Origin of the sequence: Bradyrhizobium agreste, from assembly GCF_016031625.1 — a bacterium.
GTDB classification, from domain to species: Bacteria; Pseudomonadota; Alphaproteobacteria; order Rhizobiales; family Xanthobacteraceae; genus Bradyrhizobium; species Bradyrhizobium agreste.
Genome location: NZ_JACCHP010000024.1, coordinates 62202 through 80143 on the forward strand (window position 1 = coordinate 62202; position 17942 = coordinate 80143).

15 protein-coding genes are annotated in these 17942 nt (G+C 65.4%); 6 read left to right on the forward strand and 9 right to left on the reverse strand.

Annotated elements, in window-relative coordinates; genetic code table 11:
- Positions 1-178 precede the first annotated feature (178 nt).
- The 5 genes from HZZ13_RS29340 to HZZ13_RS29360 all read right to left on the reverse strand — a co-directional run bounded on the left by HZZ13_RS29340 (position 179) and on the right by HZZ13_RS29360 (position 4169).
- Positions 179-1576 (reverse strand): NAD(P)(+) transhydrogenase (Re/Si-specific) subunit beta, encoded by a 1398-nt coding sequence (locus tag HZZ13_RS29340; protein WP_197962994.1) that lies wholly within the window; start codon positions 1574-1576, stop codon positions 179-181.
- Between the two features lie 39 nt (positions 1577-1615).
- Positions 1616-1933 (reverse strand): proton-translocating transhydrogenase family protein, encoded by a 318-nt coding sequence (locus HZZ13_RS29345; protein ID WP_197962995.1) that lies wholly within the window; start codon positions 1931-1933, stop codon positions 1616-1618.
- An 11-nt stretch (positions 1934-1944) separates the two neighbouring features.
- Positions 1945-3072: a Re/Si-specific NAD(P)(+) transhydrogenase subunit alpha gene (locus tag HZZ13_RS29350; RefSeq protein ID WP_197962996.1), complete on the reverse strand. Its 1128-nt coding sequence runs from the start codon at positions 3070-3072 to the stop codon at positions 1945-1947.
- 137 nt (positions 3073-3209) lie between these two features.
- Positions 3210-3362 carry an aa3-type cytochrome c oxidase subunit IV gene (locus HZZ13_RS29355; RefSeq protein ID WP_018317799.1) on the reverse strand — a complete coding sequence of 51 codons (153 nt, stop codon included), beginning with the start codon at positions 3360-3362 and terminating at the stop codon, positions 3210-3212.
- A 132-nt stretch (positions 3363-3494) separates the two neighbouring features.
- Positions 3495-4169, reverse strand: a complete 675-nt coding sequence (locus HZZ13_RS29360; protein WP_210349524.1) for a TetR/AcrR family transcriptional regulator — start codon at positions 4167-4169, stop codon at positions 3495-3497.
- A 106-nt stretch (positions 4170-4275) separates the two neighbouring features.
- On the opposite strand from HZZ13_RS29360, the gene HZZ13_RS29365 reads away from it, so the two are divergent.
- Positions 4276-5058, forward strand: a complete 783-nt coding sequence (locus tag HZZ13_RS29365; RefSeq protein WP_197962998.1) for a sterol desaturase family protein — start codon at positions 4276-4278, stop codon at positions 5056-5058.
- Between the two features lie 12 nt (positions 5059-5070).
- On the opposite strand, the gene HZZ13_RS29370 is transcribed toward HZZ13_RS29365, so the two are convergent.
- Positions 5071-6993, reverse strand: a complete 1923-nt coding sequence (locus HZZ13_RS29370) for a M3 family oligoendopeptidase (protein WP_197962999.1) — start codon at positions 6991-6993, stop codon at positions 5071-5073.
- 127 nt (positions 6994-7120) lie between these two features.
- Between HZZ13_RS29370 and HZZ13_RS29375 the strand changes: the two genes are divergently transcribed.
- From HZZ13_RS29375 to HZZ13_RS29385, 3 genes are all read left to right on the forward strand, one after another.
- Positions 7121-8617, forward strand: a complete 1497-nt coding sequence (locus tag HZZ13_RS29375; RefSeq protein ID WP_197963000.1) for a sigma-54-dependent transcriptional regulator — start codon at positions 7121-7123, stop codon at positions 8615-8617.
- Between the two features lie 346 nt (positions 8618-8963).
- Positions 8964-11144, forward strand: a complete 2181-nt coding sequence (locus HZZ13_RS29380) for a L,D-transpeptidase family protein (RefSeq protein ID WP_197963001.1) — start codon at positions 8964-8966, stop codon at positions 11142-11144.
- 273 nt (positions 11145-11417) lie between these two features.
- Positions 11418-13049 (forward strand): peptidoglycan L,D-endopeptidase MepK, encoded by a 1632-nt coding sequence (locus HZZ13_RS29385; protein ID WP_197963002.1) that lies wholly within the window; start codon positions 11418-11420, stop codon positions 13047-13049.
- Positions 13050-13104: 55 nt separating this feature from the next.
- Here the strand turns inward: HZZ13_RS29385 and HZZ13_RS29390 are convergent, their stop codons facing one another.
- From HZZ13_RS29390 to HZZ13_RS29400, 3 genes are all read right to left on the reverse strand, one after another.
- Positions 13105-14868 carry an adenylate/guanylate cyclase domain-containing protein gene (locus HZZ13_RS29390; RefSeq protein ID WP_197963003.1) on the reverse strand — a complete coding sequence of 588 codons (1764 nt, stop codon included), beginning with the start codon at positions 14866-14868 and terminating at the stop codon, positions 13105-13107.
- Between the two features lie 86 nt (positions 14869-14954).
- Positions 14955-15227: a DUF2312 domain-containing protein gene (locus tag HZZ13_RS29395; RefSeq protein ID WP_018641571.1), complete on the reverse strand. Its 273-nt coding sequence runs from the start codon at positions 15225-15227 to the stop codon at positions 14955-14957.
- Positions 15228-15414: 187 nt separating this feature from the next.
- Positions 15415-15720, reverse strand: a complete 306-nt coding sequence (locus tag HZZ13_RS29400) for a DUF1244 domain-containing protein (RefSeq protein ID WP_197963004.1) — start codon at positions 15718-15720, stop codon at positions 15415-15417.
- Positions 15721-15873: 153 nt separating this feature from the next.
- Between HZZ13_RS29400 and HZZ13_RS29405 the strand changes: the two genes are divergently transcribed.
- Together HZZ13_RS29405 and pyk are read left to right on the forward strand one after the other, a co-directional pair.
- Positions 15874-16455 carry a DUF1036 domain-containing protein gene (locus tag HZZ13_RS29405; protein WP_197963005.1) on the forward strand — a complete coding sequence of 194 codons (582 nt, stop codon included), beginning with the start codon at positions 15874-15876 and terminating at the stop codon, positions 16453-16455.
- Positions 16452-17888 (forward strand): pyruvate kinase, encoded by a 1437-nt coding sequence (pyk, locus tag HZZ13_RS29410; protein ID WP_197963006.1) that lies wholly within the window; start codon positions 16452-16454, stop codon positions 17886-17888. Before HZZ13_RS29405 ends, pyk begins: the two co-directional genes overlap by 4 nt.
- Positions 17889-17942: the final 54 nt, after the last annotated feature.

Consider the following 17942-nt stretch of genomic DNA (forward strand, 5'->3'; position numbering starts at 1 on the left):
GCTTGCGCTGGCTCCGCAGCAATTTCATGACGTCGGGCCGCAGGCTCGCCGGAACGTCACGACAGCCGCACGCCGCCTTGTGGGCAGCGTGCCAGCGATGCGCTGCTCGCGCGTCGCCTTGGGCGGCATGCGATGGGACCGGTGCCATTCCTTGTTGATGGCCACGGTCCCTCCCGCGTTACATCGCCTTGACGATGTTCTCGGTGACCTTCTTGGCGTCGCCGAGCAGCATCATGGTGTTGTCGCGGTAGAACAGCGGATTGTCGATGCCCGCATAGCCCGAGGCCAGCGATCGCTTGATGAACATCACCGTGCCCGCCTTCCAGACCTGGAGCACCGGCATGCCGTAGATCGGCGAGGACTTGTCCTCTTCGGCCGCCGGGTTGGTGACGTCGTTGGCGCCGATCACGAAGGCGATGTCGGCCTGCGCGAATTCGGAGTTGATGTCCTCGAGCTCGAACACCTCGTCATAGGGCACGTTGGCTTCGGCCAGCAGCACGTTCATGTGGCCGGGCATGCGGCCGGCGACCGGGTGAATGGCGTATTTCACCTCGACGCCTTCCTTCTTCAGGATGTCCGCCATCTCGCGCAGTGCGTGCTGGGCCTGCGCCACCGCCATGCCGTAGCCGGGCACGATGATGACCTTGGAGGCGTTCTTCATGATGAAGGCCGCATCGTCCGCCGAGCCGAGCTTGGCGGGCTTCTGCTCGCCTGTAGCCCCACCGGCCGCGGCCGTCTCGCCGCCGAAACCGCCGAGGATGACCGAGATGAAGGACCGGTTCATCGCGTGGCACATGATATAGGACAGGATCGCGCCGCTCGATCCGACCAGCGCGCCGGTGATGATCAGCGCGGAATTGCCGAGCGTGAAGCCGATGCCGGCGGCGGCCCACCCCGAATAGGAGTTCAGCATCGAGATCACGACCGGCATGTCAGCGCCGCCGATCGGAATGATCATGAGCACGCCGAGTGCCAGCGCGATGATAGTGATCATCCAGAAGTCGAACGCGCCGCCGGTGAGAACGAGACGGACGATGAAGAACACCAGCGCCACGGCGAGAGCGATATTGATGATGTGACGGGCCGGCAGGATGATCGGCGCGCCGCTCATGCGCGCTGACAGTTTCAGGAAGGCGATCACCGAGCCGGTGAAGGTCAGCGCGCCGATGGCGACGCCGAGCGACATCTCGACCAGGCTCGACGCGTGAATGGCGCCGGGCTTGCCGATGTCGAACGCCTCTGGCGCGTAGAACGCGCCGGCAGCGACCAGCACCGCCGCCATGCCGACCAGCGAGTGGAAGGCGGCGACCAGTTCGGGCATCGAGGTCATCGGCACGCGGCGGGCGATCACCGCGCCGATGCCGCCGCCGATCGCGACCGCGAGGATCACGAGCACCCAGGCCACGCCGTCGGCCGGCGGATGGCTCGCCAGCGTGGTGGCGACCGCGATCGCCATGCCGATCATGCCGAACAGATTGCCCTGGCGCGAGCTTGCCGGGCTCGACAGCCCGCGCAGCGACAGGATGAACAGCACCCCCGCCACGAGATACAAGAATGCAGAGAGATTGGCGCTCATCTCAGGTCCCCATTGATCCCTTCAGCCCGAGGTGGCCGCTTACTTCGACTTCTTCTTGTACATCGCCAGCATGCGCTGGGTGACAAGGAAGCCGCCAAAAATGTTCACGCAGGCGAAGACGAGCGCGACGAAGCCGAAGCCGCGCGCCCAGCCCGAGCCGCTCGAGACCATGCCGACGCCGACCGCGAGCAGCGCGCCGACCACGATCACGGAGGAGATCGCGTTGGTCACGCTCATCAGCGGCGTATGCAGCGCCGGCGTCACCGACCACACCACGAAATAGCCGACGAAGACGGCGAGAACGAAGATCGACAGCCGGAAGATGAAGGGGTCGACGAGTTGTGCAGCATGCTCCATGGCGACTCTCCTTACACCTTCGGCTGGAAGTTCGGGTGGATGACGGCGCCGTCCTTCGTGAGCGCCGTGGCCTTGACCAGCTCGTCGTCCCAGTTCACGGCGAGCTTCTTCTCCTTCTTGTCGACCATGGTCTCGATGAAGGCGAACAGATTGCGGGCGTAGAGGCTGGAGGCCGAGGCCGCGACGCGGCCGGCGACGTTGGTGTAGCCGACGATCTTGATGCCATCGAGGTCGACGACCTCGCCGGGTTTGGCGCCCTCGACATTGCCGCCGCGCTCGACGGCGAGATCGACCAGCACCGAGCCGGGCTTCATCGACTTGACCATCTCGGCACTGACGAGCTTCGGCGCCGGGCGGCCCGGAATCAGCGCAGTGGTGATGACGATGTCCTGCTTCTTGATGTGCTCGGCGGTGAGCGCGGCCTGCTTGGCCTGGTACTCCTTCGACATTTCCTTGGCGTAACCGCCGGCGGTCTGCGCGTTCTTGAACTCCTCGTCCTCGACCGCGAGGAATTTCGCGCCGAGCGATTCCACCTGCTCCTTGGTGGCGGGCCGCACGTCGGTGGCGGTCACGACGGCGCCGAGGCGGCGCGCGGTCGCTATCGCCTGCAGGCCAGCGACGCCGACGCCCATCACGAACACCTTTGCGGCCGGCACGGTGCCGGCTGCGGTCATCATCATCGGGAAAGCGCGGCCGAAGGCCTCGGCGCCCTCGATCACGGCACGGTAGCCGGCGAGGTTGGCCTGCGAGGACAGCACGTCCATCACCTGCGCGCGGGTGATGCGCGGCATCAGCTCCATCGCGAAGGCGGCGATGCCGGCATCGGCCATCGTCTTCAGCGCGGCCTCGTTGCCGTAAGGATCCATGATGGCGATGACGAGCGCACCGCGCTTGTACTGCGACAGCTCGGAGGCTTCGGGACGCTTCACCTTGATGATGATGTCGGCATCCTTCAGCGCGTCTGCGCCGACGGTGGCGCCGGCCACGGTGAATTCGGAATCCGGCAGGCCCGACTTGATGCCGGCGCCCGGCTCAACGGCGACCTCGGCGCCGAGCGCCTTGAATTTTTTCACCGTATCAGGCGAAGCGGCAACGCGCGGCTCCGACGGATCGATTTCCTTGGCAACGGCGATCTTCATAGGCCCTCCGGCGACGCGGGACAAAGCGCGCACGCGAACTTAGCGTTACTCCCGCAACGTTGGATACCGGTTTTAGAACCGGCTTGAATGCAAATTTTATGGGCACCGACAGCGCTGGCGGTGCGGCAGGCGATGGATCAGGTGAGGAAGATCGCCATCAGGATCACGATGAGCGCGACCGAGGCCGTGCCGTATTTCACCAGCTTGATGAAACCCTCATAGGTCTGCTCGTGGGCAACGTAGTCGTTGCCGTCGGCGGTCGAGTACGCCACTTCGCTATGGTCAGCCATGGAATGTCCCCAGTCGAAAGCCGAATTCTCGGGCTGGGATACCTGAAAGATTTGGACAGGGCAACGGCACCGAGGCAGGGTTTCCTGCCAAATCAGGTCATTTGGAATCCAGATTGTCGCGAATCCGGAACGTCACGACGCCCGCGACCGTTCGATCCCGCCGAGCAGAATTTCGAGACCTGTCTCGAAGGTGGCTTGAAAATGCGCCGGCTGGAAAAAGGGCGCGGCCGCGGCAAGATGCTTGAAGCTGACGGCGATAGCCTCATTGGAAACCGGCTCGGGCGATGACGGCCCCTTGGCGTAGCCGGCCGTCTCGTCCAGCGCCGCACCGGTGAGGTAATAGCCGAGCTCGCGAAAATACATCGCCGCCGCGCGATCGGAAAAGCCGGCCTCGCGCAGGATGCCAATGATGCCGTCGATATAGGCGACACCGGCGGGCGTGTTGAGCCGATGCACCGCGAAGAACGGGAAGAAGGCCGGGTGCTTGAGCGCCATGGCGCGGAAACCGTGGGCGGCCCGGCGCAGGCGCTCGCGCCAGTCCCATTGCGGCTCCATCGCAACCTGCGCCTCCGCGAGCATGAGATCGACGAGCGCATCCATCAAATGCGCCTTGCTCGGGAAATGATGGTAGATGCTCATGGCCTCGCAGCCGAGCTCCTCGCCGAGCCGGCGCGTCGAGAACACCCCCAGCCCGTCGCGGTCGATCAGCGCCATCGCGGCGGCCGCGATCCGCTCCCGCGACAGCCCCTTGCCGGCCTCGCCCGCCGAACGGCGCTTGCGCGGCGCCGGCGAGACTTTCCGGTTCACCCTGGCTTTTCTGGTCATGACATGCCGAATCGAACCCACTTGCCACCTTACACTGGAAGGCTGTATCGTGCGATACGACTTACGCTGTAAGGTTGGAGTGGGAACGATGTCTGCAATTGACCTGTTCGGCCTGCTGGTCCCGGCGACCTATCTCGCCATGCTGGGAATCGAACGCCTGATTCCGGCGCGGCAATTCCCCGATATTCCCTATTGGCGGCTGAAAGGGTTCTGCTTCCTGACCGTGCAGGGACTGCTCGCGACGCTGACGCCGCTCCTGATTCCCGAAGCCTGGCTCGCGCGGCATCGGCTGATGGACCTGACCGGCACCGGCGTGATCGGCGGCGCCGCCCTCGGCTATGCCGTGCTGTCGCTCGTCAACTATGGCTGGCACCGCAGTGCCCATACTTTCCCGATGATGTGGCGGCTGTTTCACCAGATCCATCACAGCCCGCAACGCATGGATATGTCGGGCGCAGCACTCTTCCATCCCCTGGAGACGATCGCATTCTTCGTGATCGCCTCCGTGGTCACGACGCTTGTGCTCGGGCTCGATCCGGTGGCGGCCGCTGCGACCGGCTACATTGCCGCCTTCTACGGCTATTTCCAGCACATGAACGTGCGCACACCGCAATGGCTCGGCTATGTCATCCAGCGCCCGGAGGCGCACTGCATCCACCACCAGCGCGACGTGCACGCCTTCAACTACGGCGATTTGCCGATCTGGGACATGCTGTTCGGCACGTTTCGGAACCCCGCAAGCTTCGAGGGCGCGGTCGGCTTCGACGCGCCGGCAACCAAGCGCTTGGGTGCGATGCTGGGCTTCGTCGACGTCAATGAACCCGCGGCCGGGCCGAACAGTCTCGGCCGCGGCACCAATCCGTCGGGCTGAAGTGCAGGCGCATCAGCCCATCGCCTCGAGCTCGTCGATCATGCCGGCGATGACGCTGAGCCCGCCGTCCCAGAACTTGGGGTCCTTCGCGTCTAACCCGAACGGGCGCAGCAGCTCGGAATAGTGCTTGGTGCCGCCGGCGGCGAGCATGTCGAGATAGCGCTCGGCAAAACCCTCGGCCGCGTTCTCGTAGACCGCATAGAGCGAGTTCACCAGACAGTCGCCGAACGCGTAGGCGTAGACGTAGAACGGCGAGTGGATGAAATGCGGGATGTACATCCAGTAATTCTCGTAGCCCGCCTTGATCTCGATCGCCGGCCCGAGGCTCTCGCCCTGCACCGACAGCCAGATCTCGCCGAGCCGCGTCGCAGTGAGCTCGCCGTTCTTGCGCTCGGTGTGGACCGCGCGCTCGAAGGAATAGAATGCGATCTGCCGCACCACGGTGTTGATCATGTCCTCGACCTTGCCGGCGAGCAGCGCCTGGCGCTGCTTCGCGTTCTTGGTCTGGGCCAATAGCCGCTTGAACGTGAGCATCTCGCCGAACACGCTCGCGGTCTCCGCCAGCGTCAGCGGCGTCGGCGCCATCAGCGCACCGTTCTTTGCCGCGAGCACCTGATGGACGCCATGGCCGAGCTCATGCGCGAGCGTCATCACGTCGCGCGGTTTGCCCTGGTAGTTCATGAGCACGTAAGGATGCGCTGACGGCGTGGTCGGATGCGAGAACGCCCCCGGCACCTTGCCCGGCCGCACCGGCGCGTCGATCCAGCGGTCGGTGAAGAAGCGCTCGGCGATATCGGCCATTTTGGGCGAAAAGCCGCGATAGGCCGACAGCACCATGCTGCGCGCCTCCGGCCAGGCGATGACGTCGGTCGCCGCAAAAGGCAGCGGCGCGTTGCGGTCCCAATAGGCCAGCCGCTTCTTGCCGAACCATTTCGCCTTCAGCGCATAATAGCGATGCGACAGTTTCGGATAGGCTGCGCGGACCGAGGCCACCAGCGCGTCGACGACCTCGCGCTCGACGCGGTTGTTCAGATGGCGGGAATCGGCAACGTCCTTGAAGCCGCGCCAGCGGTCGGAGATGTCCTTGTCCTTGGCCAGCGTGTTGGTGATCAGCGCAAAGGTGCGCTCATTGGCCTTGAAGGTCTTCGCCAGCGCCTCCGCCGCGCTTCTGCGCTTTGCGCCATCGCGGTCCTGCAACAGGTTGAGCGTCGGCTCGATCGCGAGCTCCTTGGAGCCGACCTTGAAGCGCAGGCCGGAGATGGTCTGGTCGAACAGCCGGTTGAAGGCGGAATAGCTGGTCTGCGCCTTCTCCAGGAAAAGCTGCTCGAGCTTGTCGTCGAGCTGGTACGGCTTCTCCTTGCGCAGATCCTCGATCCAGGGACGGTAATGCGCGAGCTCGGCGGCCTGCATCGCGCGATTCAAAATATCGTCATCGATCCGGTTGAGCTCGAGCGCGAAGAACAACAGATGCGTGGACGCAGCCGTCAGTCGCTCGGACACGTCGCCGTAAAACTTTGAAATCGCAGGGTCCACGCTGTCGCCGGCATGGACGAGGCCGGCATAGGAGCCGAGACGGCCGGCGAGATCGTCGATTGCCTCATAGCGTCGCACCGCCTCGGCGAGCCACTTTCCGCCATCTTCGTTTGCTGTCCCTGTCGCCAGCTTGCCCTTGTAGTCCGTCTCGAAGGCGACGCAGTCGGCATCCAGCTTTTCGAGATCGCGCGCCACTTCCGGCGCCTCGATCCCGGAATAGAGGTCGGCCAGGTTCCACTCCGGAAGCTTGCCGGTCTTGCTCGCAGCTTCGGAGGGTCTTGCCTTGGCGGCGGATTTTTTGGTGCTTGGCTTACGGAGAGCGGACTTGCCGGGAGAGGATTTCTTGAGAGCGGTCTTGTTCGAGGCGGACTTGTTCGAGGCAGACTTGGAGCGCGAATTCATTGTGTGGGAAACCTGTGTTCAACAATCGCGGCGGCGGGCGGGGGCATCAAGGTTTAAGCGTGCGTTAATCGGCTTCGGCCAGAGTGCCCCGATTCGAGACAGATAGTAGTAGCGTGCGGGGAACACCATGGCTGCCAGTATTTTGATCGCCGACGACGACGCTGTAGCCCGCCGGCTGGTCGAGAACATGGTGCAGAAATGCGGCTATGAGACGGTCGTCGTGGACTCCGGTGACGCCGCAATTGCCGCCCTCACCGCCCCCGACGGGCCGGCCATCGACGCCGTCATCCTCGATCTCGTGATGCCCGGCCTCGACGGCATGGGCGTATTGGCGAAGATCCGCGAAGCCGGTCTGAGCGTCCCCGTCATCGTGCAGACCGCGCATGGCGGCATCGACAACGTGATCTCCGCGATGCGCGCGGGCGCCGCCGATTTCGTCGTCAAGCCGGTCGGCGTCGAGCGGCTCCAGGTCTCGCTGCGCAACGCCCTCAACACCTCCGCACTCAAGGGCGAATTGCAGCGCATCCGTCACAGCCGCGAAGGACGGCTCACCTTCTCCGACATCATTACCCGCGCCGAAGCGATGACGGGCGTGATGCGCGCCGCCCAGAAGGCGGCAAACTCCGCGATCCCTGTGCTGATCGAGGGCGAATCCGGCGTCGGCAAGGAGATGTTCGCGCGCGCCATCCATGGCAGCGGCGAACGCAAGGCCAAGCCGTTCGTCGCGGTCAATTGCGGCGCTATCCCCGACAACCTCGTCGAGTCCATCCTGTTCGGCCACGAGAAGGGCGCCTTCACCGGCGCCACCGAGCGGCACACGGGCAAGTTTGTCGAGGCGCATGGCGGCACGCTGTTTCTGGACGAGGTCAGCGAGCTGCCGCTGACCGCGCAAGTGAAGCTGCTGCGCGCACTCCAGGAAGGAGCCGTGGAAGCGGTCGGCGGCCGCAAGCCGGTCAAGGTCGACGTCCGCATCATCTCGGCCACCAATCGCAAGCTGCTGGAGCGGGTCAAGCAGGGACATTTCCGGGAAGACCTGTTCTATCGGCTCCACGTGCTGCCGCTGACGATCCCCTCGCTACGCGCGCGGCGTGAGGATATCCCGCATCTGCTCAGGCATTTCATCGCGCGCTTTGCCGCCGAGGAGAACCGTCCGATCAGCGGGATCAGCGGCGAGGCGGTGGCCCACCTTGCCCAGCTCGACTGGCCCGGCAACATCCGCCAGCTCGAGAACGCGGTCTATCGCGCCGTGGTGATGAGCGACGGGGACCAGCTTGGTCTCGGCGACTTCCCCCTGCTCGCCTCGCAGGCGCATCCCATCACGGATATTCCGACCGCCCCGCTGTTGCTCGAGCCGGCGGCGACGCCCTCCCTGGTGTCAGGTAATGACATACCAATCGCCCCGCTCCCCGCGGTGGGAACGCTCTCCATACTCACTGCGACCGGCGATGTCCGCCCGCTGGAGGACATGGAGAACGAGATCATCCGATTCGCGATCTCGCACTATCGCGGCCAGATGTCCGAAGTGGCTCGCCGCCTCAAAATCGGCCGCTCGACTCTCTACCGCAAACTCGATGAAGCCGGGGTTCCCGGGCATGGCGGCAAAAGCGGTGAGGAGACGCACTGAGCCCAGCGAACGGGGATTCGCGCGGCGCTGCGAGACTGCTCTAAGCCGTTCGCATGGCAAGGGATTCGCCTGCGTTTGAACCGTGACTTGGAAGTGACAGACAGAGGAAAAGCGCGTGGCAGAAGCGTACAATCCGTTGCCAAGAGGCTCCCTTGAAGTCAGTTTGTGGTGAGTTGTCCCGGGTAGCGCTGGCTGCAGAATCGGGGCCTGTATATCGTCTGCGTCAGAATCGTTGCGTGCAGGCGTGCAACTTTCGAGAGGCCGGCGCGGTTTTAGCCGAAACTCATCAATAGGCGACAACGAAGCTGTTCCACGGAGGAACAGCTCACCCGAGGGGTGCGACACAATGCGTGACTGTTTGAATCATCGTGTGGGCTTTGACCGTGTCTTGATGACGGTCGCGGCGACCTTCCTCACGGTGTCCGCCAGCTCGGCCCTGGCGCAGGATCAGGCGCGCAGCAGCGCCGCCGAGCTCGCGATCGAAGCTGCGATCCCGCGCCCCGAGCCCGCAAATGTCCCGCCCCCGACTGCAGCCGACATCAAGCTCGACACCACCGCCACGGTGCAGGATTCCACGAAGGACGCCGCGAGGGACTCCGCCAAGGCGGACGTCGCACCAGCGCCGGACAAGGTCGAGACCAAGCCGTCCGACGTTGCCACCACACCCGCGCCAGAAGCGCCGAAGAGCGAGACTGCGAAGACCGAGCCGGCAAAGGCCGAGCCTACCAAGGCCGACACCGCGACCGCCACGCCGGCGGCTCCCGCAGCACCGGCGGCCGAGCCCGTGAAGGCCGCGAACAACGTGCCCGCCGCCGACCAGCCGGTCGCCGACAAGCTCAAGGACATCATCGGCGCCAAGACCTCGCGGCATTTCGACCGCAAGAACGAGCGCGCGGCCGTCGAGAAGTTTTACGCCGCGCGCGACTTCGCGCCGGTCTGGACGCAAGGCGGCAGCCTGACTGCTGCGGCCAAGGGCGTGATCGCGCGGCTCAAGGACGCGGCCTCCGACGGTCTCAATCCCGCCGACTATCCGGTGCCGGATTTCGCCGCCGCCACGACCGCCGATGCGCTGGCGGATGCTGAGCTGAAGCTCACCGCCAGCATGTTCGACTACGCGCGCCACGCCCAGAGCGGCCGCATGCATTGGTCGCAGGTCAGCGGCGACATTCTCTATCCCGAGCACCCGGTCGACCCCGGCGAGGTGCTCGCCAAGGTCACGACCGCGACCGACGCCTCCGCGGCGCTCGACAGCTACAACCCGCCGCACAAGCTCTACAAGGAGCTGAAGGCCAAGCTCGCCGAGCTGCGCGGCCAGGGCAGCGGTCCGGCGATCGAGATCGCCGACGGCCCTGCGCTGAAATACACCCCAGCCGGCAAGAAGCAGGCTGAGATCGTCGTGGAGGATCCGCGCGTGCCGCAACTGCGCGCCAAGCTCGGCCTCACCGAGAATGCCAGCGATACCCGCTACGACGCTGCGGTCGCCGAAGCCGTGCGCAAATTCCAGAGCGGCGCCGAGATGAAGCCGACCGGCATCCTCGACGACAAGACGGTCAAGGCGCTCAACACGCCCAAGCGCGACAAGCAGATCGACGTGGTGCTGGTGAACATGGAGCGCTGGCGCTGGCTGCCGCGCGACCTCGGCGCGCCTTCGCTGGGGGATGCTTATGTCATCCTCAACATTCCCGACTTCACGCTGAAGGTGATGCAGCGCGGCCAGCAGGTCTGGACCACCCGCGTTGTGACCGGCAAGCCGGGCAACCATGCCACCCCGCTGCTCAGCGAGACGATGAAGTACATCACGGTCAATCCGACCTGGAACGTGCCGCCGTCGATCGTCTACAACGAATACCTGCCGGCCTTGCAGCAGGACCCGACCGTGCTTCAGCGCATGGGGCTCAGGCTCGAGCAGAACCGCGACGGCTCGGTGCACATCTCGCAGCCGCCCGGCGAGGCCAATGCGCTCGGCCGCATCCGCTTCAACTTCCCGAACAAGTTCCTGGTCTATCAGCACGACACGCCGGACAAGCATTTGTTCGCTCGCGACGAGCGCGCCTTCAGCCACGGCTGCATGCGGGTGCAGAATCCGGATCAGTACGCCTCCGTGCTGCTCAACATCGCCATGCCGAACGAGAAGTACACGCCGGAGCGCGTGCGCAGCATGTACGGCAAGAGCGAGATCGACCTGAAATTCCCGACCCCGATCCCGGTCAACATTACCTATCAGACCGCGTTCGTGGATGACGCCGGCAAGCTGCAATTCCGCAAGGACGTCTATGGCCGCGACGCGACCATGATCAACATCCTGAAGAACAACCGCGGCAAGGACCTCGAGGCCGTCGTGGCGCATTCCCAGCCGAGCTATTCGCGTCCGGCGACGACGCTGCCGTCCGGGGTGGCCGTGGCCAACAATGGCGGCGGCTTCGGCTCGTCCGGGCCCAACTTCTTCGAGCGGCTGTTCGGGGCGCCCACCCCGGCCGCGCCGCCGGCGCCGGTCGGCCGCCGTCCACAGCGGGTGTTTACCCGCTGAGGCCCGTGCGACACCCCGGTTCCTGAAATTCTGCAATGAAATCAGTGGCCCCGTTCCCAGGACGGGGTCGCTTCACGTTAACCATGCTGCGACCCGCACTGGGGCGGCGGGCGTGTTTTTGCCACAGTCAACCGCTTAGGATCGTATTCTGACTTGGTTTGGGGGCGGGAAGGTCAACGTCAAATTAACCTTCTCGCTTTAAGAAAGCGTTCATCCTCTTTCGCGCTGCTAACGGGGTTGGCGGGAGAGTCCATTTGAACGCTCGTCGACTGGGTGGGCTCATACGTGCTGACTGGTCTCGCACGCCAATTTGCTGTGCTGTCGTTGTCCCATGCGGGCGTGAAGGCCGGATCCCGGATCGGCCTCGCGGCCGCATTGCTGCTTGCGGCCGCCGGTTCGGTTCATGACGCCGCCGCGCTGAACGAGACCAAGACGCTCTCCTTCCACCACACCCATTCCGGCGAAGACCTCACGGTCACCTTCAAGCGCGACGGGCGCTACGACGAAGCGGCGCTGAAGCAGCTCAACCACTTCCTGCGCGACTGGCGCACCCAGGACGAGACGGTGATGGACCGTCGCCTCTTCGACATCCTCTGGGAAGTCTATCGCGACGTTGACGGCAAGCAGCCGATCCAGATCATCTCCTCCTATCGCTCCCCCGCCACCAATGCCATGCTCCGCCGCCGCTCCTCCGGTGTGGCGCGCTTCAGCCAGCATATGCTGGGACATGCGATGGATTTCTACATCCCGGGCGTGCCGCTGGAGCAGATCCGTTTCGCCGGCCTGCGCCTGCAGCGCGGCGGCGTCGGCTTCTATCCCACCTCCGGCTCGCCCTTCGTGCACCTCGACACCGGCAGCATCCGGCACTGGCCGCGCATGACGCATGACCAGCTCGCCCGCGTCTTCCCGGACGGCAAGACGGTGCATCTGCCGACCGATGGCGTGCCGCTGAAAGGCTATGAGCTCGCCAAGGCCGAGATCGAGCGCCGCGGCAGCGGCGACGATTCCGGCAGCAAGCCGAATTTCTTCGCCGCCTTGTTCAAGAGCAAGCCGGCAGCTCCGGCCGCCAGCGACGAGGATGACGAGGGCGCCCCCGCCCCGGCCGCGAAGCCGGCGGTACCGACCGTCGTCGCAGCCGCCGCCAAGCCCGCCGAGCCGGTGCCGACGCCGCGGGCCAAGCCGCAGATCGCCGCAACCCTCCAGCTCGCCTCGGCCGATGCGCAGATCGTCGCGCCGCCCAAGCCGAAGCCCGCGCCCGTGGCTGACAAGCCGGCGACCGGCAAGTCTGTTGACGGAAAGCTGGAGACCCCGGCCGACATCATCAATGCGCGCGGATTCTGGGATGACGTTCCGGCCACGCCGCAGCAAGCGACGCCGGCGCAGGTCGCAGCGTTGAAGGCGCGCCAGGCGCTGGCCGCCGCCACCGATCCGCAACCAACCGCGAGCGTGTCCAACGCAGCCTTCCAGGCCCTGGCTTACGCGCCAGCCGCCTCTCCGGTCGACCGCGCCAACGTCGTCGCCGCCTCCGCGCCGATCCCGCGCACCGGCCGCCCCGCCGCTGCGTCCCGCAGCGTGGCTCAGGCGACGGAGATCAACACGGTGGTCGGCAAGAGCATCGACGGCAGGATCGCAACCGCGACCCGCCTCTCCGCGGCCAAGGGCGAGAGCATCTGGCTGAAGATCGTGATGCTGTCGCCGAGCGCCAGCCGCGCGATGTCGGTGACGCTGATGGGCGAGCTCGATACCGCGGCGCTGCGCGGCTATTTCGTCAAGCCGAACGCCGTGATCGCGATGGGCTTCTCCGACGACCCGACGCAGGGCCTGTCCTGCGACAATTTCTCGGGCAGCGCGACCGCAAAGCTCGAGACGACGTCGTTCGTCATGCGCACCGCCGCGCTGCGCTGAGAGCTGCGGCCTACGCAAACTTCACCCCTGCCCCGTCCTTGCTCCCGCGCATTGATCATGCCGGCAGGCCGGCCTTGAGCAGGCCGGATTCGTGACGCTCGCGATCGAGCTCGCGCTTGTAGTGCAGTGTCGCAAGATAGGCCGCCACCGAGAACCCTGGTTCGCGCTTCAGGACCTCCGCGGCATGAGCGCCAGCCGCGATGGAATTGTTCATCTGCGCGAAAATCGCTGCCAAGAACGCGTGGTGGGTATAGTCGGGCCGCGTGATCCTTGAGAAGGCCTCGGCGGCCTCAGCATACTTCTCCGCGCAATAATACGCGCGGCCGAGATGGCTCCAGAACCGCTCGGGATGATGAGGATTGAGACGCATCGCTTTCCTGATCCAGTCGATACCCTCCTCGGGCAGGCCCAGCCAGGTCAGGAGCTCTCCCTGCTGCACGACGACCAGATCGTAGTTCGGGTTGAGGGCCAGCGCACGCTCCTGATGATAGGTGGCTTTTTCGTAGTCGTGGCGCGTCAGATTGAGCGCGGCGAGGATCCGGTGCACGTCCGCATCGTTGTCGTCGAGTGCCAATGCGATCTCGAGCTCGGAAGCCACCTGCTCGAAGGTCGCGTCACGGTCAGCGCACCAGCCATAGATCCAGCACTGGCCGAGCACACACGCCTTCCAGGCGTGAGCGTGGGCGTAATTCGGATCCATTGTGAGCGCCCGGTCGAGCAGTATCTGCGCCTGCGCGTTGTCCTCGCGTGTTGAACGGTGATGCAGCAGCTTTGCAGCCAGCACGCATTCATAGGCCCGCATGTTCTCGGTCGGCTTGCGCTTGGTGCGGTCATGCGCTGCCGCTTCGACGCGACCAGGCAACGTCGCGACGATTGCGCGGGTCATCTCGTCCTGGATGGCGAAAATATCCTGGAGCTCGCGATCGTAACGTTCGGCCCAGATATGGCGGTCGGTTTCCGCGTCGATCAGCTGCACGGTGACGCGGACGCGCCCCCCGGCTTTCCGCACGCTGCCCTCGATGACATAGTCGACCCCGAACTCACGGCCGATGTCCTGGACCTTTACGGCCTTGCCCTTGTAGACGAAGGTTGAGTTTCGCGAGATGACGAGCAAGTCGTGGAAGCGTGAGAGCTCGGTGATAATGTCTTCCGTGAGGCCGTCCGCAAAGAACTCCTGTTCCGGATCGCCGCTCATGTTGGCGAATGGCAGCACGGCGATGGACGGCTTCTTCGAGACGACCGGTGTTGTAATGGCCTTCGTCGCGTCTGGCAGGCTTGCAGGCCCCTCCGCCAGCCGAATGCGGAAGACGCGGATCGGGCGAGCGATGTTCTTGACCGTCTGCTCGCCGAGATCGTCGAATTGAACGCCGTCCAGCCGGTCGCCGACCTGATCGCGCACCGCGCCTGAAACGCAGATTCCGCCAGGCTCGGCGAGCGCCTCCAGTCGCGCCGCGACGTTGACGCCGTCACCGAAGATGTCGTTTTGATCGACGATGACATCGCCCAGATTGATGCCGATGCGGAATTGTATCCATCGCGGCGGCGGGACGTCGGCATTGCGCCGCGCCATGCGGCGCTGAACCTCGGCGGCACACAGCACGGCGTCGACGACGCTGTGGAATTCGGCGAGCATGCCGTCGCCGGTTGTCTTGATGATGATGCCGCGATTCTTGGCAATGGCGGGATCGATGAGTTCGACACGATGGGTCTTGAGGCGCGCAAGGGTGCCGGCCTCGTCGACCTCCATCAATCGGCTGAAGCCGACCATGTCGGCAGCGAGAACCGCGGCAAGCCTGCGCTCTGGTCCCGGCACATCCATCGCTCGGTCCCTTCACCGAGCAATCTAGCAGATGCCGAGATTTTGCCCAAGCTTAGTGCACTGCAACGCCGACCGGGCAAGGCGCCTCAGAGCATCCCCAGTGCCTGCATGTAGGTCTCGAGGATTGTCTCGGCCTCGGCGCGCTCGTTGGGATCCTGCTTGCGCAGGCGCACGATGGTGCGCAGCGCCTTGACATCGTAGCCGTTGCCCTTGCTCTCGGCATAGACGTCGCGGATGTCGTCGGAGATCGCCTTCTTCTCTTCCTCCAGCCGCTCGATGCGCTCGATGATGGATTTGAGCTGGTCCTTGGCGAATTTCGTCGCGGGCTCGTCGTCGCGGACGGCGGCGGAGGTGGCCATCTTGGTACTCCCAATGGAACTGGCAAAACGAGGTGACGCCGGCATCCTCACCGCGCGTGCTGGGTAGACCCTTAGGGTCGGCGCTCCCAGCGTTCAAGCAAGCATCACGCTCGTCCACAGCGCGCCCACACCTTCCTGCGCCGACGCAAAGAAAGCTGTTGTGTGGTGCAACTCAGGGCACCGCCGTTCAATGCCCGTGGGGATGGACCTTCTTCATCGCCTCGAGCTGCTCGGGCGTGGCCGTGCCCTGGTACTTCGCCTTCCAGGTCTCGTAGGGCATGCCGTAGACGGCCTCCCGGCTCTCGTCCTTGCTCAAGGCGACGCCCTGGGCGTCCGCGGCGTCCTTCAGCCAATTGGAGAGGCAGTTGCGGCAGAAACCGGCCAGATTCATCAGATCGATGTTCTGGACGTCCGTGCGGCTCCGCAGATGCTCGACCAGGCGCCGGAAAGCGGCCGCCTCGAGCTCCGTTCTGGTTTTGTCGTCGATTGCCATGGCTGTCTTCCCTAAAAGTCCGTTCGGGGCAGGGTTACGGGATCAGGTGGGTCTTGTCACAGATTTTGCCATATCGCGGCGCAAACGGGCCACTGCCCGGCTGCCCCCGGCCCTACGCCAAATCGTCAATGATCTGGTATAGCTTCCGCGACAATGACTGCCGAATCTCCCCGCTCCCCGCTTTACCTGCTCGCCCGGTTGGTCCCGGTGCTGGTGGTCGCCCTGGCGTGCCTCTATGCCAGCCCCGCCTCCGCCGATTTCCGCCTCTGCAACAACACGTCGAGCCGGGTCGGGATCGCGCTCGGCTACAAGGACGCCGAGGGCTGGACCACCGAGGGCTGGTGGAACATCTCGTCCCGCTCCTGCGAGACGCTGCTGCGGGGCACGCTGGTCGCCCGCTATTACTACATCTATGCCATCGACTACGACCGCGGCGGCGAATGGTCGGGCCAGGCCTTCATGTGCTCGCGCGACAAGGAGTTCACCATCCGCGGCACCGAGGATTGCCTGGCGCGCGGCTATGACCGCACCGGCTATTTCGAGGTCGACACCGGCGAGCAGCGGGCCTGGACGGTGCAGCTGACCGACGCCAACGAGCAGCCGGCGCAGCAGCGCGTGCCTGGCCTGCCCGGCCCGGTGGGCCCCGGCGGCGTTCCGGGTTTGCCCAATAGCCCGCCCGGTGCTACGCCCCCGGGCTCGCCCGGCCTGCCACCCCCGTCTGGAAATAAGCCATGAGGCGCCTTCGCCGTATCAAGATTCTCGCGACCCTGGGACCGGCCTCCTCAGACCTCGCGATGATCCGCCGCCTGTTCGAGGCCGGCGCCGATCTGTTCCGCATCAACATGAGCCACACCCCGCATGACAAGATGCGGGAGCTGGTGGCGACGATCCGCAACGTCGAGAGCAGCTACGGCCGGCCGATCGGCATCCTGGTCGACCTGCAGGGTCCGAAGCTGAGACTGGGCTCCTTTGCCGAAGGGGCGATCCAGCTCCAGAACGGCCAGACCTTCACGCTGGATTCCGACAAGACGCCGGGCGATGCCGCGCGCGTCCATCTCCCACATCCGGAGATCCTGGCGGCGCTGCGGCCCGGCCATGCGCTGCTGCTCGACGACGGCAAGGTGCGGCTGATCGCGGAGGAGACCTCGAAAGAGCATGCGGTGACGCGTGTCGTGGTCGGCGGCAAGATGAGCGACCGCAAGGGCGTCAGCCTGCCCGACACCGACCTGCCGGTCTCGGCGATGACGCCCAAGGACCGCGCCGACCTCGAGGCCGCCCTCGTCACCGGCGTCGACTGGATCGCGCTGTCCTTCGTGCAGCGCGCCGACGACGTGATCGAGGCCAAGAAGATGATCCGCGGCCGCGCCGCCGTGATGGCCAAGATCGAGAAGCCGCAGGCGATCGACCGCCTCGCCGACATCATCGAGGCGTCCGATGCGCTGATGGTGGCGCGCGGCGACCTCGGCGTCGAGCTGCCGCTGGAGCGGGTGCCGAGCCTGCAGAAGCAGATGACGCGGATGGCGCGCCGCGCCGGCAAGCCGGTGGTGATTGCGACCCAGATGCTGGAATCGATGATCCAGTCGCCGGTGCCGACCCGCGCCGAAGTCTCCGACGTCGCCACCGCGGTCTATGAGGGCGCCGACGCCATCATGCTGTCGGCGGAATCGGCGGCCGGCAAATTCCCGGTCGAGGCGGTCTCGACCATGAACCGCATCGGCGAGGAGGTCGAGCGCGATCCGACCTACCGTTCGGTGATCACCGCCCAGCGCCCGGCGCCGGAATCCACCGCAGGCGATGCCATCGCCGACGCCGCGCGGCAAATCGCCGAGACACTCGATTTGCCGGCGCTGATCTGCTGGACCTCATCGGGCTCGACCGCCGTGCGCGTGGCGCGCGAGCGGCCGAAGCCGCCGATCGTGGCGATCACGCCGAACATCACCGCCGGCCGCCGGCTCGCGGTCGCCTGGGGCGTGCATTGCGTGGTGGCGGAGGACGCGCGCGACCAGGACGACATGGTCAGCCGCGCCGGCCAGATCGCCTTTCGCGATGGCTTCGTCCGCGCCGGCCAGCGCGTGATCATCGTCGCCGGCGTGCCGCTCGGCATCCCCGGCACCACCAACATGGTGCGCATCGCCTCGGTCGGACCCGAGGGCGACGCGAACATGTGAGGCCCGCCGGGGCGGCCAAACAAAAAAGTCGAAAAACAACCCCATGCACAGTAG

What these genes read in the sequence shown, in the direction of transcription:
- HZZ13_RS29340 (WP_197962994.1), bottom strand. Translation starts at nt 1,576, where the DNA reads ATGAGCGCCAATCTCTCTGCATTCTTGTATCTCGTGGCGGGGGTGCTG.
- HZZ13_RS29345 (WP_197962995.1), bottom strand. Translation starts at nt 1,933, where the DNA reads ATGGAGCATGCTGCACAACTCGTCGACCCCTTCATCTTCCGGCTGTCG.
- HZZ13_RS29350 (WP_197962996.1), bottom strand. Translation starts at nt 3,072, where the DNA reads ATGAAGATCGCCGTTGCCAAGGAAATCGATCCGTCGGAGCCGCGCGTT.
- HZZ13_RS29355 (WP_018317799.1), bottom strand. Translation starts at nt 3,362, where the DNA reads ATGGCTGACCATAGCGAAGTGGCGTACTCGACCGCCGACGGCAACGAC.
- HZZ13_RS29365 (WP_197962998.1), top strand. Translation starts at nt 4,276, where the DNA reads ATGTCTGCAATTGACCTGTTCGGCCTGCTGGTCCCGGCGACCTATCTC.
- HZZ13_RS29370 (WP_197962999.1), bottom strand. Translation starts at nt 6,993, where the DNA reads ATGAATTCGCGCTCCAAGTCTGCCTCGAACAAGTCCGCCTCGAACAAG.
- HZZ13_RS29375 (WP_197963000.1), top strand. Translation starts at nt 7,121, where the DNA reads ATGGCTGCCAGTATTTTGATCGCCGACGACGACGCTGTAGCCCGCCGG.
- HZZ13_RS29380 (WP_197963001.1), top strand. Translation starts at nt 8,964, where the DNA reads ATGCGTGACTGTTTGAATCATCGTGTGGGCTTTGACCGTGTCTTGATG.
- HZZ13_RS29390 (WP_197963003.1), bottom strand. Translation starts at nt 14,868, where the DNA reads ATGGATGTGCCGGGACCAGAGCGCAGGCTTGCCGCGGTTCTCGCTGCC.
- HZZ13_RS29395 (WP_018641571.1), bottom strand. Translation starts at nt 15,227, where the DNA reads ATGGCCACCTCCGCCGCCGTCCGCGACGACGAGCCCGCGACGAAATTC.
- HZZ13_RS29400 (WP_197963004.1), bottom strand. Translation starts at nt 15,720, where the DNA reads ATGGCAATCGACGACAAAACCAGAACGGAGCTCGAGGCGGCCGCTTTC.
- HZZ13_RS29405 (WP_197963005.1), top strand. Translation starts at nt 15,874, where the DNA reads ATGACTGCCGAATCTCCCCGCTCCCCGCTTTACCTGCTCGCCCGGTTG.
- pyk (WP_197963006.1), top strand. Translation starts at nt 16,452, where the DNA reads ATGAGGCGCCTTCGCCGTATCAAGATTCTCGCGACCCTGGGACCGGCC.